The organism is Arthrobacter sp. P1_B4, assembly GCF_056406555.1.
Genome location: NZ_JBFTZW010000072.1, coordinates 1 through 15,436, shown reverse-complemented (window position 1 = coordinate 15,436; position 15,436 = coordinate 1). Strand labels below are relative to the sequence as shown.

Here is a 15,436-nt window from a genome sequence, read left to right as displayed (position 1 = left end):
ATCCGGGCCTTGGCCATCACGGGCACGGACACGGCCGCGATGATCTTGTCGATCATGTCGGGATCGGACATGCGGGACACGCCGCCCTGGGCGCGGATATCGGCCGGAACGCGTTCCAGCGCCATCACGGCCACGGCACCGGCGTCTTCGGCGATGCGGGCCTGCTCGGCGTTGACGACGTCCATGATGACGCCGCCCTTGAGCATCTCAGCCATGCCGCGCTTGACGCGGCTGCTGCCCGTGACGTTCTTCGCGGTTGCGGGCTGGAACGGGGTATCAAGCATGTGTGTTTCCTTGGCTGGTGGTGGCGGAGAGTTCCGTCGACGAAGCGGCGACGGTACCGGGTAACTCGTCAAAACAATTGAAGCTGTAGAGATGAATGCCATCGACGACAGGCTGGGCGGTCAGCTCGTTGATGAGAGTGCCGGGCGAGTAGCGTTCGCCGCTCAGGAGGCGGCGGGCGAGCGGTCGTTTCCCGCTAAGGAACCGCAGGGACGTTCCGACGCCGATCTTCGTTGCCAGTGCAATCAGCCTGGTTCTTTGGACGGACCCGGCAACCCCGGCCAGGACCGGAAGCATGACTCCCTCGCGGCGCAGCATCGCCGTGTAGCTATGGATACTGTCGGCCGAGAAGCACATCTGCGTGACGACGTTGGAGGCAAGTTCCTGCTTGGCCAACAATGATTCGAGCAGCTGCCGCGGGCCGATGCCGGGATGACCCTCCGGATACCCGGCGACCCCAACGGCCATCTGGCCGCCGCTGATTTCGGCGATCTCGCGCAGCAGCTCGCCGCCATTGGCGAAGGGACCCGCGGGCTGCGGGGCGTCACCGCCAACCGCGAACACTTCCGAGATGCCGTACCCAGCGCATTCCCGGATGATACGGGCCAGCTGGGTGCTATCCGCCAGGCTGCGGGCCGCGATGTGCGGGACCACGGTGTAGCCGAGCAGACTGAGCTGGGCGGCCGTGCGCATGGTCCGCCCGGTTCCGTGGTGAGGCAGACACGTGATGGTGAGTGTCGTGGTCAGCGGCACTGCCGACTGGATCTTTTTGACGATTCCCTCGGAAGGAATGATTTCAAGTCGTATGGGAAACATCTCTGGTCCTCCGTCGATGTCAGGCGCCGGCTTGGGCGCCGAGCAGCGAGCTGGCTTCCTGGCGGGTGCTTCCGGAGCTTTCGATGTGGGCGAGTTCGGCCGGGATTTCCCAGCCTTTCTTGCGCATCGCGGTGGCCCAGAGCCGGCCGGCGCGGTAGGAGGAACGCACCAGGGGCCCGGACATGACGCCCAGGAAGCCGATCTCGTCGGCTTCGTGCTGCAGGTCCACGAATTCCTGCGGCTTGACCCAGCGGTCCACCGGSAGGTGCCGTTCGGAGGGGCGCAGGTACTGGGTGATGGTGATCAGGTCGCAGCCGGCCTCGTGCAGGTCCCGCAGTGCCTCGGAGATTTCCTCGCGGGTCTCGCCCATGCCGAGGATCAGGTTGGACTTGGTCACCATGCCGAGCTTGCGGCCCTGGGTGATGACGTCCAGGGAACGGTCGTAGCGGAACGCSGGGCGGATGCGCTTGAAGATCCGGGGCACGGTCTCGACGTTGTGGGCGAAGACCTCGGGCTTGGAGTCGCAGATCGCCGCGATGTGCTCGGGCTTGCCGGAGAAGTCGGGGATCAGCAGTTCGACGCCGGTGCCCGGGTTCAGTTCGTGGATCTTGCGGACCGTYTCGGCGTASAGCCAGACGCCCTCGTCGGCGAGGTCGTCGCGGGCCACRCCGGTGACGGTGGCGTAGCGCAGGGCCATGGCCTGGACCGAGCGGGCSACCTTGGTGGGYTCGAACATGTCCACGGGGGAGGGCTTGCCGGTGTCGATCTGGCAGAAGTCGCAGCGCCGGGTGCATTCGGAGCCGCCGATCAGGAAGGTGGCTTCCTTGTCTTCCCAGCACTCGAAGATGTTGGGGCAGCCGGCCTCCTCACACACCGTGTGGAGGCCCTCCTTCTTGACGAGGTTTTTGAGCTGGACGAACTCCGGGCCCATCTGGACCTTGGCCTTGATCCATTCCGGCTTCCGTTCCACCGGTGTGGCCGCGTTTCGCTGCTCAATGCGCAGCATCTTCCGGCCTTCTGGTGCCAGTGTCACAGTAGAGCTCCTTCTGGGGTTGCAACTAGGGCTTGTTCATTCTTGCGCAGTTCTTCGGTGATCCGCGACACGAGGTCCGCCGGGGTGACGTCCCTGCCAAGTTCCTGGGTGATAGTGGTGACTCCGGCGTCGCTGATCCCGCAGGCGATGATCTGACCGTAGGGGGCGAGATCGTTGTTGCAGTTGATCGCGAAGCCGTGCATGGTGACGCCTTCGTTGACGCGGATGCCGATGGCCGCGATCTTGCGGTCCGGACCCTTTTCGTCCTGTTCGATCCAGACGCCCGCGCGGCCCTTGATCCGGACGGCGGCGATGCCGTAGTCCGCCAGGACGGCGATGATGACCGCTTCCAGCCGCTCCACGTAGTCGCGGATGCCAGCCTTGTTCTTCAGTTTGATGATGGGGTAGCCAATGAGCTGGCCGGGGCCGTGCCACGTCAGCTTGCCGCCGCGGTCCACGGCCACAACGGGAGTTCCGTCGAAGGGCCGTTCATGGTCTTCGGTGCGCTTGCCTGCGGTGTAAACCGCGGCGTGTTCGAGCAGCAGTACAGTGCTGGGCGCGGTGCCCGCGAGGACCTTTTCATGCAATTCGCGCTGGATGTCCCATCCGCGCGTGTAATCGACGAAGTCCGGGGCGAGACCCAGCTGTTTGAACTCAAGAGTCATGGCATCAAGCTTAGACCCCGCCGCACCCACCTCCCGTTTGTGTGCTTAAGCTCTCATGCCTGTGGATAACTTCTGCACGATTCCGCGCAATCGACTATTCCTTGGGTATGGAAGATCTCCCGCCGGCCGCCGGTGCGGCCCCCCAGGTTCCCGGTTACGACGTCGGACGCCTCCTGGGGCGCGGCGGCAGCGCCACGGTCTGGCTGGTCACCGAACAGTCAACGGGCCGCGAGTTCGCCCTCAAATGCTTCGATGCCGACCGCGCCGCACCGGAAGAATCCGAGGCCGAGGACGTCATGCGGCGCGAAGTCCGGATCCTCTCCGCTCTGGCACACAGCCACCTGCTTCGCGTGCACGCGGTGGTGCGCCTGCCGGTTCACGACTCTGGCGGCAGCGGCCTCGGGCTTGCGCTGGACTACGCACCCGGCGGCTCGCTTGCGGCGCTCGTGGGAAGCCGGGGACGTCTGGGTCCCGGCGAAACGGTGACGGTCCTGACTCCTATCGCGCAGGCGCTGGCATACCTTCACGGCCAAGGCTTCACCCACGGTGATGTGGCCCCCGGCAACGTGCTTTTCACGGCCGAGGGCAAACCGCTGCTGGCCGATCTCGGCGTCGCGCGCATGATGGCCGACGCCGCTGCGGTCGCGGAAGAGGGCACAGCAGGTTTCCAAGATCCCGCCCCCTCGGACGCTGTGCGGGCCGGGCTGCAGCCCGAACGCGACATTTACTCCCTGGCAGCCTTGGGCTGGTATTGCCTCACCGGACGGGCCCCTGAGCCAGGGGCGCATCGTCCACCGCTGAGCCTTCTGGTCCCGGAGGTGCCGGCAGCGTTGGTGGCCGCCCTCGAAGCGGGGTTGAGCGGTGAGCGCCGGGAGCGTCCCCCGGCGGCGGAGTTTGCCGCTATGGTCTACCGCAGCGCCCGGGCGGAGCCCGTCGATCTGTCGGTCTCCGTGCACCCCACGGTCATCCCCCAACTGCTCACACGCAAGGCCGTGCAGTCCGGCCCGGGCCGGCGCCCAGGCGCTGTCCGGAAAGCCGGACTCCACCGCGGATTCCGAAGGTCCCCCGCGCGGCGGGCGCTGCTTCCCGCTCTCGCCGCTGCAGCCGTGGTGGCCGGCATCTGGTTGCTGGCCGGTGGCGGCCCGGCCCCCGACGCCGTCGCCGGGCTGTTTCCGGGGTTCGGCCCGGGCGAGAGCGTGCCGGTGCAGGCAGGAGTCGCCGCGGGTCAGGAGAGGCCGGCGGCACCGTCGGAGGGTCCGGCGGGCGTCTCGCCGCCCTCCACGGCCGACGGCGGGGCCACCGTAGTCCTTCCCGACCTGGAGGCGCTGCTGGCCTCGCCGGATCCGGCGGAGGCCGTCCGCGGTCTCGCCCGGCTTCGCTCGCTCGCGCTCAGCTCCGGGGACTTCGGCCTGCTCGATGACGTCAACGCCCCGGGGTCGGCAGCCGCCGCTGCCGACGCGCGGATCCGAACGCAGCTCAGCGCCTCCGGCCATGTCCTGGCCGGCTTCTCGACCTCCCTGACCCGGATTGAGGCCACCGCGGACAGCAGCCCCGCCCGGGCCGTGGTGGCCATCACCACCGCGCCGTCCGCGTACCGGGAGCTCGATGGGAACGGCGCCATAGTGGCTGAGGTTCCCGCCGCCTCCGCGCAGCAGCTTCACCTCGTCCTGGTGCCCGTCGATGGGCGTTGGCAGATTCAGGACGTTCTACCCCCGGGGCCCGAAGCGGGCTAGGGTTCCGCCGTCGGGGGACCGGTGGTAGCCTCCCTGCGAGACGGCTGCTTGCGAGTGCCTGACGCCGGAGAGGGACGCCATGTCGACCACGGTTCCGAAGAAGCAGATGACCGTCATCCAAGCAGCGTTCATCGGGGTGGGTTCCATGGTGGGCGCGGGAATCTTCGCGCTGCTGGGCGCAGCCGGCGCCGTCGCCGGCTCGGCCGTGTGGGTGTCCTTTCTCATCGCCGGCGCCATCGCCGGCCTTCAGGGGTACTCGTTTGCCAAGCTCGGCGCCACGTACCCGTCAGGCGGAGGCATGCTCGCCTACCTGGCCCGGGGGTTCGGGGAGGGGCACGTTACCGGGATCGTTTCGTGGTTGTTCTATGTGACCGGCGCGATCGTGGGGGCCATGGTGGCGTCGTCCTTCGGGGGGTATGCCAGCGCGGTCCTGACCGGTCGTGACCCAACCTGGGCCAAGGTGTTCGCTGTCGCCCTCATCGTGCTCATGACCTTCCTGAACGCTGTCGGTTCCACGGCGGTGGCCAAAGTCCAGTCGCTGATCGTGAAGGCGGTGCTGGCCATCCTGTCTGTGTTCGCAATTGTCACAATCGCGAACTGGAACCCCGCTCTCCTGGATCCGGCCGGCTACCCGGGCGTTCGCGAGATCATCGCGAGTGTGGCGTTGACGTTTTTCGCCTTCCTCGGGTTCGGCGTCATCACCTTCACCGCGAAGGATCTGCCTGCCCCGTCCCGTCAACTGCCCCGCGCCATGTACCTGGCGCTGGCGATCGCCACGACGGTGTACGTCGCGGTTTCCCTGGGCGTCTTCGGAACCTTGACCGCCGACCAGGTCGTCGCCTACGGCGCCACAGCGCTGGCCGAGGCCGCCAAGCCGACGCTGGGCCAGTTCGGATACGTGCTGATGGTGGTCACCGCCCTGCTCTCCACCGCCGGGGCGGTGAACGCCACCCTCTACCCCTCCGTGGGGATGACCCGGCACCTGGCCTCAGTGGGCCAGTTCCCGCCGGTGTTCGGCCGATCCGTGGGTCGCCGGCAAGTACCGGTCGGACTGCTGGTCATGGCCGGCCTCGCGGCCGTGATGGTGCTGCTGTTCAACCTGAACAGCATTGCCTCCCTCGGAAGTGCGGTGGCACTGCTCATTTTCTCCGCCGTCACCCTGGCCCACTTCAAGGTGTACCGGGAGACCGGCGCCCTGCTTTTCATGCTCATCATCGCCCTGATCGCGACCATGGGCACGTTCCTGGTGTTCTGCACCACCACGCTCGTCAACGAACCCGCAACCGCCGCCGCGCTGGTGGTCATCCTTGCCCTAGCGCTGATCACCGATTTGCTGTGGAAGCGCACCCGAAGCCGCGCAAATTAGCACTCCGGCGATCTGACGTATAGGGGAGTTGGGGACTGTTCCCCGCTAATTCCTAGGTCCATGCTGTAGGCACCGAGCACTTTGTGTGATAAGGGGGCAGTGGGCATGTTCAAGCCGACGACTACTCGCCCCAGGCGGTTTAGCTCCGCCTGGCCCGTGGCGCAGACCACGGGGCACTTGAGGGTGTGGCTCACGTGAGCGAACAGGCAGTGACCCGGCCGAAGGCACCACCGGCCGTGTGGATCTCGTGGGTGGCCCTGGCACTGATGACCACGAGTTCGGTGGCCAGTCTCCGTGCTGCCCCGACCATGGCCGTCTACGGCCTCGCTTCAGTCTTCCTCTACATCGTTCCCGCGATCGTCTTCCTCCTGCCCACGTCCCTCGTGTCAGCTGAACTGGCGTCCGGCTGGAAGGGTGGCGTCTACAACTGGGTATCGTCCGGAATCTCCAAACCCATGGGCTTCCTGGCGGTGTGGTGCCAGTTCGCGATGACGATTTTCTACTATCCGACCCTGCTGGGATTCGTCGCGAGCACCCTCGCCTACGTCTTCAACCCGGCGCTGGCCAGCAGCGGCGTGTGGACGGCCTTGGTGATCGTGGTGTTCTACTGGGCCGGCGTGTATGTCTCATCCCGCGGCACGAAGGGCGTGGCAGGCCTGGCCAGCGGTGGCCTGATCATCGGCACCCTGATCCCGGGTGCCTTGCTCGTCATCCTGGGTGTGGTCTTCCTGGGCCAGGGCAACCCGTCGGCCGCTCCGATGACCGCGGCAAACTTCTTGCCCGAATGGGCCGGGCTGGCCAGCCTGGTGCTGATCGTGAACAACTTCCTGTCCTACAGCGGCATGGAGATGAACGCGGTGCACGTGTCTTCCCTGAAGGACCCGCCCAAGGAATACCCGAAGTCGATGTTCCTGGCCATGGGACTCGTACTGCTGATCTTCATCCTGCCGGCGCTCGCGATCAGCTGGATCGTCCCGGCCGATGAACTCTCCCTCACGGCGGGTGTCATGCAGGCCTTCGACGCGGTGCTGTCGTCCTTTAACCTGCAAGGCCTCACTCCGATCCTCGGCATCATGTTGGTTGCTGCCTCCCTCGGCGGCATGCTGACGTGGCTGGCCGGTCCGTCCAAAGGCCTGCTGCTGATCTCGCGTGAGGAAGGCTACCTCCCGCCGTTCCTGCAAAAGCTGAACAAGAACGGCATCCAGCAGAACCTCCTGGTGGTCCAGGGGCTCGTCACTACCGTGATCGCGCTCGGCTACGCGCTCATCCCGGATGTCTCCAGCGCGTACTGGATTTTCTCGGTAATCACCACACAGGTCTACTTGATCATGTACCTGCTGATGTTCGTGGCCGCGGTCCGGCTCCGCCGTAACGACCCGGACCACCCGCGTGGCTACCGGGCGCCGATGCTGATCGGGCTGTGCGGCGTCGGCTTCGCAGCCTCCCTGGCCGCGCTGCTTGTCGGGTTCGTTCCGCCGTCGCAGTTCGGCGACGGCGATCCGCTCGTTTATTTCCTGATCGTGGGCGGCGGCGCACTGGGGCTCGGGCTGCTCGTGCCGTTCCTCTTCTACAGGTTCCGCAAGCCTTCCTGGAAGCTGCCCGACCAACAGACGCAGACGGAGGTCCCGAAGTCATGAGCACGCATCAGGAGTCCTCGACCAAGCGCAGCCGCTCGATCGTTTACATCGTTGCCATGGTCCTGCTCGTGGTGTTCGCCGTCGTCGCACTGCTGAACTTCAGAACGGCGAGGGAGACCCAGCAATCCCTGGCGAAGGCCGACCAGCTGATCGCTGAGATTGAATCCGCCGGCGGGACGGCACCCTCGCGCGAGCAGATAGCCCGGGTGCTCGGTGACGACGGCGGCGCGGTTTGCGCGAACCCGAACGACGCGCTGAGCCGGGCCACCTTCTTGAGCCAGCTGGCGAACGGGGCAACCGGGCCCGGATACAGGCCGGTGATCGCGAACGCCCGGATCGCCGTCGGCGAGCTCGCGATTATCAAGGTCTATTGCCCGGACCAGCTCGCTGAGTTCCAGGAGTTCATCGACGACCTCAAGACGTCCACCACCGGTGGTGCGTGAGCCGTGGACCTGCGCGCCCGCATCACCGATCTGATGGGTCCGGCACGGGAAGAACTCGCCGAGTTCGTGGCCATCCGGTCGGTGGCGGATGCGCGGCAGTTTCCCGTCGAAGAGTGTGCCAAGGCTGCCCAGTGGGTGCTGGACAAGTTCGCCGGACTCGGATTTTCGGATGTGCACCTCGAACGGACCCCGGATGGCTCCGACGCGGTGGTGGGCTCCAGGCCCGGACCCGACCCGGACGCGCCCACCGTGCTCCTCTACGCGCACTACGACGTCCAGCCACCCCTCGATGACTCGGCATGGCGGACCCCGCCCTTCGAGCTCACTGAAGTGGACGGCCGCTGGTACGGCCGGGGCGCCGCCGATTGCAAGGGCAACATCCTCGCCCACCTGCTCGCCCTGAGGGCGCTCGGCAACGACGTACCGGTGAACCTGTTGCTGGTGGTCGAAGGGTCGGAGGAACAGGGCACCGGCGGGCTCGAGGCGTTCGTCGCCGGTCACCCGGACCTGCTCCGTGCCGACACCATCCTGGTCTGCGACACCGGCAACGCCGCCGTGGGCCACCCCGCAGCGACCGTGACCCTGCGCGGGATGGTCAATGTCGTGGTGACAGTGGAGGCGATGGCGTCAGAGCTCCACTCCGGCATGTTTGGCGGTGCGGCCCCCGACGCGCTCGCCGCACTGATCTCCATGCTGGCATCACTGCGGGACCGGCAAGGCAACACGACGGTCACGGGATTGGACAACGCCCAGACCTGGACCGGCGCCCCCTATCCGCCAGAGCAGTTCCGCACCGACGCCGGCGTCCTGGAGGGAGTGTCCTTGCTGGGGGACGGCACTGTGTCTGACATGCTCTGGGCACGGCCCGCGGTCACCGTGCTCGGCATCGACTGCCCGGCAGTGACCGGCTCGACGGCGGCGATCGTGCCGCGGGCGTCCGCGCGGCTAAATCTGCGCGTCCCGCCAGGCATGGCGGCCGCCGATGCCCACACGGCGTTGGTTGACCACCTCAAGGCCGCCGCACCCTGGGGTGTCCACGTCACGGTGGACCTCGAGGCGATTGGGGCACCATTCCAGGCGGCAGTCGGCGGCCCGGCCTTTGAAGCCATGAGCGCCGCGATGTCCCAGGCTCACGGCACGCCCATGACAACCCTGGGGCAAGGGGGATCGATCCCGCTCTGCAACGTCTTCGCCGATACCTACCCGGACGCGGAGATCATCCTGCTCGGCGTCGAGGAGCCACTCGCCCTGATCCATGCACCGAACGAGAGCGTCGATCCGGGCGAGATCAGGGCTCTGGCAGAGTCCCTGGCCCTCTTCCTCCAGAGGTACGCGACGCTGCGCGGCTAGTAGCAGCAGCTAGCCGCGCCCTGCCACCCAGGCGGCGGCCCCGGCGAGGGACGGGTGCTGCCAGGCGAAGCTGTTTTCCGCCAGGACGGCCGGCTCCAGCCGCTGGCTCGCGAGCAGCAGTTCTTCGGCGAGATCGCCCATCACCAGCCGCAGCACCGGGGCGGGTACCCGCAGCGCCGCCGGCCGGTGCAGCGCCCTGGCCAGTTGCGTGATCAGGGAATTCACATCTGCGGCTTCGGGGGCGCAGACGTTGACCGGCCCGGAGACGGGCGCCGAGAGAAGGAAGGAAAAGGCGGCGGCCACATCCGGCAGCGTGATCCACGGCCAGAACTGCCGGCCATCGCCGAGCGGGCCGCCGACGCCCAGGCGCAGCAGCGGCAACAGCCGGCCCAGTGCGCCGCCGGAACGGCTCAGGACGACGCCGGTGCGGGGCGTGACCACCCGGACTCCGGCAGGCGCCTCATGCGCCGCGGCCTCCCAGTCGACGCAGATCCCGGACAGGGTGCCGGTGCCGGCCGGCGCGTTCTCGCGCAGCACCGCCGTACCGGCGTTGCCGTAGTAACCGGAGGCCGACTGGCTCAGGAACACGGCGGGCGGCGCGTCGGTGCGCGCCATGGCGGCCGCGAGGGTCCGGGTAGCCCCCAGCCGGGAGGCGCGGAGCTCGTTGACCCGCGCCTTGGTCCAGGGCCGGTCGCCGATCCCGGCGCCGGAGAGGTTGACCACCGCGTCCGCGCCCTTCAGCGCCGTGTCGTCGATCCGGCTGGCGGCCGGGTCCCACTGGAACTCGGCTGGGGACGCAGGGGCACGCCTGACCAGGGCGACGACGTCGTGCCCCTCGCTGCGCAGGGCACCCGAAAGGGCAGTTCCGATCAGCCCGGAGGCACCGGCAATAAGGATTCGCATGATCCATCTCACCATGCCCGGCACGGCCGCGAAACCTCCCGGGCCGTAAGGACCGTTGTGGCTATGATCGAACGATGACCCCCTCGAGTTACTTCCGTTTCCCGCATCTGCACGGCGATCTGGTCACCTTTGTGGCCGAGGACGACGTCTGGATTGCACCCGTGGGCGGGGGCCGCGCCTGGCGCGTATCCTCCCTGCAACTGCCGGCCCGCAACCCCCGCTTCACCCCCGACGGCAAGCGTCTGGTCTGGACCGTCGTCCAAGGGACTGCCCCGGAAGTCGTCACGGCCAACGTCGACGGCGGCGGCTACAGCCAGTTGAGCTACTTCGGCCACCCTTCCACCCGGGTCAAGGGCTTCACCCCCGACGGCGACGTCCTGGTCACCAGCGCGTTCCGCCAGTCCGACAGCCGTCACACCCACGCCTACAGCCTCCCCGTGACCGGCGGCTGGGCGCAGGAACTCCCGTTCGGCCCGGTCGAGTCCGTGGCCTATGGCCCCGTCGTCGGCGACGAACGCCCTGTGGTGCTCGCCAGCGTCCTCTCGCGTGAGCCGGCCTGGTGGAAGCGCTACCGCGGCGGCGCCGCCGGCAAGCTGTGGATCGACGCCGACGGAAACGGTGAATTCGTCCGGCTAGCTGCTGCGCTCGACGGAAACCTCACCGACCCCCTGTGGGTCAAGGGACGGATCGCGTTCCTGTCCGACCACGAGGGCTACGGAAACCTCTATTCCGTCCTGCCCAACGGCAGCGACCTGCGCCGCCACACGGACCACGAGGACTTCTATGTCCGCCACGCCGCCACCGACGGCGAACGCGTGGTCTTCGAATCGGCCGGTGAGCTCTGGCTGCTGCCCAGCCTCGACGCCGAGGCCGTCAAGCTCGACATTGTGCTCGGTTCCGCCTCGCAGGCGCGCCGGCCCGCCCCGCTGAAGCCCTCGAAGCACCTTGGCGACGTCGTACCGGACCGCACGGGCGCGTCCAGCGCCGTCGAATCCCACGGAACCGTCCACTGGCTGCGGCACAAGGACGGCCCCTCCCGCGTCCTCGAGGCCACCCCGGGCGTCCGGGCACGGCTGCCGCGGCCCTTCGGCGAGGGCCGGATCGCCTATGTCGCCGACCACGACGGCGTCGAGGCCCTGTACCTAAAAGCCATTGCGGCGCCCCTGGCCGGAGCGGCTGCGGCAGCATCGAAGGCCCCGCAGCCGGCCGTGCAGTCCGCTGCCGAGTCAACGGCCCAGCCGGCTGCTTCCGCCGAGGACGCCGGCATGCAGTTGCCCAAGCCGGTGTCCGCAGCCGCGCTGACCGGCGCAGGATCAGTCCCCGCCGCTGCAAACGGTTCCGTGTCCGGCCCGGTCACAGCGGTCCCGGCCCCGGCTGCAGCAGACGCAGCCGGCTCCATCTCCGGCTCCGAGCCCGACCGGGCCCGTGCGGGCGCCGCCGTGAAGGCCGCGCCTGCCTCCGATGAGTTGACGCGGATCGACTTCCCCAAGCCCAGCCGCGCCAGCGCCATCGAAGCCAGCCCGGACGGGCGCTGGCTCGCCGTCGGCACGGCGTTCGGTGATATCTACCTTGCCGACACCCGCACGGGCACGATATCCCAGCTGAGCAGCATCGGCGAGGGCAGCATTGAGGGATTCACATGGTCCCCGGACTCCGCGTGGCTCGGCTGGTCCGAGCCGGTCACGTCCTTCGGGTCCCGCAGCCGGCTCCGGATCACCCGGATCGACGGCGGCAGTGGAGTTGCGATCATTGACGTCACCGACGGCCGGTTCCGGGACGAGTCGCCGTCGTTCACCCCGGATGGCAAATATCTCGCCTTCCTCTCCAACCGCAGTTTCGACCCGGTCTACGACGGGCACTCCTTCGATCTGTCCTTCCCGAGCCCGATCAAGCCTTACCTTGTCGCCCTCGCCGCTGACACCCCGTCGCCCTTCGGCCCGAGCGTCGACCTCCAGTTCGACGCTGATGCCGACGCTGCCGCGCCAGATGCCGCCGGCACGGACGGTGCTGCGCCCGGGCCGAAGTCAGCAGCCAAGCCCGTCCCTTCCGTGCGGGTGGACGCCGAGGGCCTGGCCCACCGCGTCATCGGGGTCCCGGTGCCGCAAGGCAACTACGCCGGACTCACCGCCGTCGCCGGCGCCCTTCTCTGGCTGGACAGCGAGCTCGCCGGCACCACCGGTGAGGGCCGGGCCAGCCTTGAGGACAAGGGCGCGGCGCCGAGCCTGGTCCGCTACGACCTGGCCAAGCGCCGCACCGCCACGATCGTTGAGGCCCTGGACAGCTACCGGCTCTCCGGCGACGGCGAAAAGATCGTGTTCATCCAGGACAAGCAGATCCGCGTGGCGCCGGCCGCCGCCAAGGCCGATGAGGAGTCCGGCCAGCTGGTCAAGGTGGACCTTGGCCGCATCCGGGTGCAGCTGGACCCACTCAGTGTGTGGGGCCAGGCCTTTGACGAGGCATGGCGGCTCCAGCGCGACTTCTTCTGGACCGAGGACATGGCCGGCCAGGACTGGGAGTCCGTCCACGCCCGCTACCGCCCGGTGGTGGAACGCCTCGGCTCCCATGACGACCTGGTGGACCTGCTGTGGGAGCTGCACGGCGAGCTCGGCACCTCCCACGCCTACGTCCGGCCCATAGCCGCTGTCGAGAACGGCAGCAGCCCGCAGGGCCGCCTCGGCGCGGACCTGGGGTTCACCGGCGAGGGGTGGGAAATCACCCGCATCCTCGCGGGGGAGTCCTCGGACCCGCTGGCCACTTCGCCGCTGACCCGTCCCGGCGCCGACGCGAAGCCGGGCGATATCCTGCTGGCGATCGACGGCGTCGAACTGACCCAAACGCGGACCCCGGCGATGCAGCTTGTCGGCGCGGCCGGCCGCGCCGTGGAACTTACCCTGCGCAATGGCGCCGGCCATGGTGCGGCCGCGGGCGCCCAGCGCCGCGTGGCCGTGGTCCCGGTCAAGGACGAGGAGCGCCTGCGCTACCAGGAATGGGTCTCCGGCAACCGGCGAACTGTCCGGGAAGCCTCGAACGGGACGTTCGGCTACCTGCACATCCCGGACATGATGGCCAACGGCTGGGCACAGCTGCACCGCGACCTCGACACCGAAACGGCCCTGGACGGACTGATCGTCGATGTCCGGCGCAACCGTGGCGGCCACACCTCCCAGCTCGTGGCCGAGCTCATCGGGCGCAAGGTCACCGGCTGGAGCATGCCGCGCGGGGAAAAGCCGCGGACGTACCCGCACCACGCTCCCCGCGGACCGGTCATCATTCTCACCGATGAGTTCGCCGGCTCCGATGGCGACATCATCACGCAGGTCTCCAAGCTGCGGGGGATCGGGCCCGTCATTGGCACCCGCACCTGGGGCGGCGTCGTCGGGATCGACAACCGCTTCGCGCTGGCCGACGGCACCGGCGTCACCCAGCCGCGCTACGCCACCTGGTTCGCCGGTGGCGTTGGCTGGGGCGTGGAAAACTTCGGCGTCACCCCTGACATCGAGGTGACCTTCCCGCCGCACGCCTACGCCGCCGGAACCGACCCGCAACTGGAGTACGGAATCGGGGCGCTGAAGGAAATGATCCAGGAACTGCCCACGGACCGTCCGCCGCTGCGCGAGGGTTACCGCCGGGTCCGGCCCGCACCGCTGCCTGCGCGCCAGCAGGCCGGCCAGGCCTAGGCGCTCCCGGGCGCGGCCCGCACAGACGGTCCGCGCAGGACAGACGGCAAGGCCCCCGCCACCCTGGATATCCCAGGGCGGCGGGGGCCTCGTCGTACTGCGGCCGGGCTAGGAGGCCAGGGTGGCGTCCAGGGTGATTTCGATGCCGGTCAGGGCAGCGGAGACGGGGCAGCCGGTCTTGGCTTCCTCGGCCAGCCGCTGGAAATCGTCGGCGGAAATGCCCGGGACGCGCGCGGCCAGGGTGAGGTGGCTGCCGGTGATCCCGGTACCCGGCTGGAACGTCACGTCAGCCTTGGTGTTGATCTCCTCGGCCGTGTGGCCGGCCTGGGCCAGGGCGTTGCTGAACGCCATCGAGAAGCACGCGGAGTGCGCTGCCGCAATGAGCTCCTCGGGGCTGGTCTTGCCCTCGGCGGCCTCGGCGCGCGCCTTCCAGGTGACGTCGAAGTTGCCCAGCCCGGAGCTGTCCAGGGTGGTGTTGCCGGCGCCTGTCATCAGGTCGCCATTCCATACAGTGTGTGCGGTGCGTGTTGTAGCCATGTCCACTCCTCGACGTCGTTGTGAATCAGGGGTCCGGCTGGTGCCGGAGCCTGCCGTGATCAATCCTAGGGATTCTGTGCGGCCGCCGCACGGGGGTTCCGCTGTCAGAGGATTGTGACCCGTACAGTGTCGTCATGGAAGTTACCGAAGATGCGCAGGTGCCAGGGGCGCCCGTGGCGCGTATTGCCACGATCATGGTCAACGCCGTCGACGCCGCGCGCCTGGCGCAGTTCTGGGCCGACTTGTTGGGTACGGCCGTCTCCTCGCGCTTCGAGCAGTTCGTCTGGCTGGAGCCCGCCGGCCCAGGGGCCCCGCAGCTGGCCTTCCAGCAGGTCCAGGACCCCACGGAGGGCAGGCGGCGCCTGCACCTGGACATCCATGGGCCCGACCCTGCGGCGTTGCGCGCCCGCGCCGAGTCCCTCGGTGCCGGGTTCGTGGAGGGCAATGACATCGGCGACTTCCACTGGGATGTGATGCAGGATCCCGAGGGCAACGAATTCTGCATCGCCGGCGACTGACGGCTTAACGGTGGCAGTTAAGCGACGGCGGCGCCGCACCCTCGCGGGGGAGCGGCGCCGTCATGGCGGGTGCAGTCAGCCGGTTACTGCCACAGGGTCGCGATCGCAACGTTGAGCAGTGCCAGGCCGCCAACGCTGTTCGCGAGGCCCTTGCTGATCGGCTCGCCCTTCTTGTACTTGCGGCGGCCAATGAAGGCCAGGACGCCGACGATCAGGGCGATGACAAGCTTGACGCCGAGCTTGGCGTAGTTGGCGTTCATGTCCAGGACCGGGATCAGCCCCATCATGATGATGCCCGTGATCAGCTGCAGCATCGCGCCGTCGAACTGGCGCGGGTGGACGGTGGGCTTCTTCATCTGGCCAATCCAGATGCCGACAATCATGGCGGCGCCGATGATGTGCAGGAAGACCATGACGTTATAGACGATGTTCATGGCATCAGTGTAGCCAGAGTCTTCTACGCACCGTAGTAGGAC

13 protein-coding genes and 1 pseudogene are annotated in these 15,436 nt (G+C 68.1%); 7 read left to right on the top strand and 7 right to left on the bottom strand.

The window, feature by feature from the left end; all coding sequences use genetic code 11:
* From AC1D1W_RS16560 to lipB, 4 genes and pseudogenes are all read right to left on the bottom strand, one after another.
* Window positions 1-284, bottom strand: a pseudogene (locus AC1D1W_RS16560) (pyridoxal 5'-phosphate synthase lyase subunit PdxS); the annotation flags it as partial.
* Entirely contained in the window at window positions 277-1,098 is an 822-nt protein-coding gene (locus tag AC1D1W_RS16555) for a methylenetetrahydrofolate reductase (RefSeq protein WP_243182217.1), read from the bottom strand. The gene AC1D1W_RS16555 and the pseudogene AC1D1W_RS16560, both read right to left, overlap by 8 nt.
* Before the next feature lie 19 nt (window positions 1,099-1,117).
* Entirely contained in the window at window positions 1,118-2,131 is a 1,014-nt protein-coding gene (gene lipA, locus AC1D1W_RS16550; RefSeq protein ID WP_476944254.1) for a lipoyl synthase, read from the bottom strand.
* Window positions 2,128-2,796 (bottom strand): lipoyl(octanoyl) transferase LipB, encoded by a 669-nt coding sequence (gene lipB, locus AC1D1W_RS16545; RefSeq protein WP_459384403.1) that lies wholly within the window; start codon window positions 2,794-2,796, stop codon window positions 2,128-2,130. Before lipB ends, lipA begins: the two co-directional genes overlap by 4 nt.
* A gap of 107 nt (window positions 2,797-2,903) precedes the next feature.
* Here lipB and AC1D1W_RS16540 point away from each other — a divergent pair, with 107 nt between their 5' ends.
* The 5 genes from AC1D1W_RS16540 to AC1D1W_RS16520 all read left to right on the top strand — a co-directional run bounded on the left by AC1D1W_RS16540 (window position 2,904) and on the right by AC1D1W_RS16520 (window position 9,325).
* A complete protein-coding gene (locus AC1D1W_RS16540) occupies window positions 2,904-4,529 on the top strand; it encodes a serine/threonine-protein kinase (RefSeq protein ID WP_476944253.1) in 1,626 nt (541 codons plus the stop codon).
* 79 nt (window positions 4,530-4,608) lie between these two features.
* Complete coding sequence (locus tag AC1D1W_RS16535) at window positions 4,609-5,895, top strand: APC family permease (protein WP_028276415.1); 1,287 nt, start codon at window positions 4,609-4,611, stop codon at window positions 5,893-5,895.
* A 194-nt stretch (window positions 5,896-6,089) separates the two neighbouring features.
* A complete protein-coding gene (gene gadC / locus AC1D1W_RS16530; RefSeq protein ID WP_028276416.1) occupies window positions 6,090-7,532 on the top strand; it encodes a glutamate/gamma-aminobutyrate antiporter GadC in 1,443 nt (480 codons plus the stop codon).
* The gene (locus tag AC1D1W_RS16525; protein WP_243179452.1) at window positions 7,529-7,975 is read left to right on the top strand and encodes a hypothetical protein; all 447 of its coding nucleotides are present in this window, start codon (window positions 7,529-7,531) and stop codon (window positions 7,973-7,975) included. The genes gadC and AC1D1W_RS16525 overlap by 4 nt, the downstream gene beginning before the upstream one ends.
* A gap of 3 nt (window positions 7,976-7,978) precedes the next feature.
* Window positions 7,979-9,325: a M20/M25/M40 family metallo-hydrolase gene (locus tag AC1D1W_RS16520; protein ID WP_476944252.1), complete on the top strand. Its 1,347-nt coding sequence runs from the start codon at window positions 7,979-7,981 to the stop codon at window positions 9,323-9,325.
* Window positions 9,326-9,334: 9 nt separating this feature from the next.
* Here AC1D1W_RS16520 and AC1D1W_RS16515 read toward each other — a convergent pair whose 3' ends face one another.
* A complete protein-coding gene (locus AC1D1W_RS16515; RefSeq protein WP_476944251.1) occupies window positions 9,335-10,228 on the bottom strand; it encodes a TIGR01777 family oxidoreductase in 894 nt (297 codons plus the stop codon).
* 74 nt (window positions 10,229-10,302) lie between these two features.
* On the opposite strand from AC1D1W_RS16515, the gene AC1D1W_RS16510 reads away from it, so the two are divergent.
* The gene (locus tag AC1D1W_RS16510) at window positions 10,303-13,905 is read left to right on the top strand and encodes a S41 family peptidase (protein ID WP_476944250.1); all 3,603 of its coding nucleotides are present in this window, start codon (window positions 10,303-10,305) and stop codon (window positions 13,903-13,905) included.
* A gap of 108 nt (window positions 13,906-14,013) precedes the next feature.
* Here AC1D1W_RS16510 and AC1D1W_RS16505 read toward each other — a convergent pair whose 3' ends face one another.
* The gene (locus AC1D1W_RS16505) at window positions 14,014-14,442 is read right to left on the bottom strand and encodes an OsmC family protein (protein ID WP_026266249.1); all 429 of its coding nucleotides are present in this window, start codon (window positions 14,440-14,442) and stop codon (window positions 14,014-14,016) included.
* Window positions 14,443-14,576: 134 nt separating this feature from the next.
* Here AC1D1W_RS16505 and AC1D1W_RS16500 point away from each other — a divergent pair, with 134 nt between their 5' ends.
* Window positions 14,577-14,960 (top strand): VOC family protein, encoded by a 384-nt coding sequence (locus tag AC1D1W_RS16500; RefSeq protein ID WP_459384409.1) that lies wholly within the window; start codon window positions 14,577-14,579, stop codon window positions 14,958-14,960.
* A gap of 83 nt (window positions 14,961-15,043) precedes the next feature.
* Here AC1D1W_RS16500 and AC1D1W_RS16495 read toward each other — a convergent pair whose 3' ends face one another.
* The gene (locus AC1D1W_RS16495) at window positions 15,044-15,394 is read right to left on the bottom strand and encodes a hypothetical protein (RefSeq protein ID WP_028276422.1); all 351 of its coding nucleotides are present in this window, start codon (window positions 15,392-15,394) and stop codon (window positions 15,044-15,046) included.
* Window positions 15,395-15,436 lie beyond the last annotated feature (42 nt).

Excerpts from the sequence above, each read along its gene's own strand:
- AC1D1W_RS16555 (WP_243182217.1), bottom strand. The coding sequence starts at position 1,098 with ATGTTTCCCATACGACTTGAAATCATTCCTTCCGAGGGAATCGTCAAA.
- lipB (WP_459384403.1), bottom strand. The coding sequence starts at position 2,796 with ATGACTCTTGAGTTCAAACAGCTGGGTCTCGCCCCGGACTTCGTCGAT.
- AC1D1W_RS16540 (WP_476944253.1), top strand. The coding sequence starts at position 2,904 with ATGGAAGATCTCCCGCCGGCCGCCGGTGCGGCCCCCCAGGTTCCCGGT.
- AC1D1W_RS16535 (WP_028276415.1), top strand. The coding sequence starts at position 4,609 with ATGTCGACCACGGTTCCGAAGAAGCAGATGACCGTCATCCAAGCAGCG.
- AC1D1W_RS16525 (WP_243179452.1), top strand. The coding sequence starts at position 7,529 with ATGAGCACGCATCAGGAGTCCTCGACCAAGCGCAGCCGCTCGATCGTT.
- AC1D1W_RS16515 (WP_476944251.1), bottom strand. The coding sequence starts at position 10,228 with ATGCGAATCCTTATTGCCGGTGCCTCCGGGCTGATCGGAACTGCCCTT.
- AC1D1W_RS16510 (WP_476944250.1), top strand. The coding sequence starts at position 10,303 with ATGACCCCCTCGAGTTACTTCCGTTTCCCGCATCTGCACGGCGATCTG.
- AC1D1W_RS16505 (WP_026266249.1), bottom strand. The coding sequence starts at position 14,442 with ATGGCTACAACACGCACCGCACACACTGTATGGAATGGCGACCTGATG.
- AC1D1W_RS16500 (WP_459384409.1), top strand. The coding sequence starts at position 14,577 with ATGGAAGTTACCGAAGATGCGCAGGTGCCAGGGGCGCCCGTGGCGCGT.
- AC1D1W_RS16495 (WP_028276422.1), bottom strand. The coding sequence starts at position 15,394 with ATGAACATCGTCTATAACGTCATGGTCTTCCTGCACATCATCGGCGCC.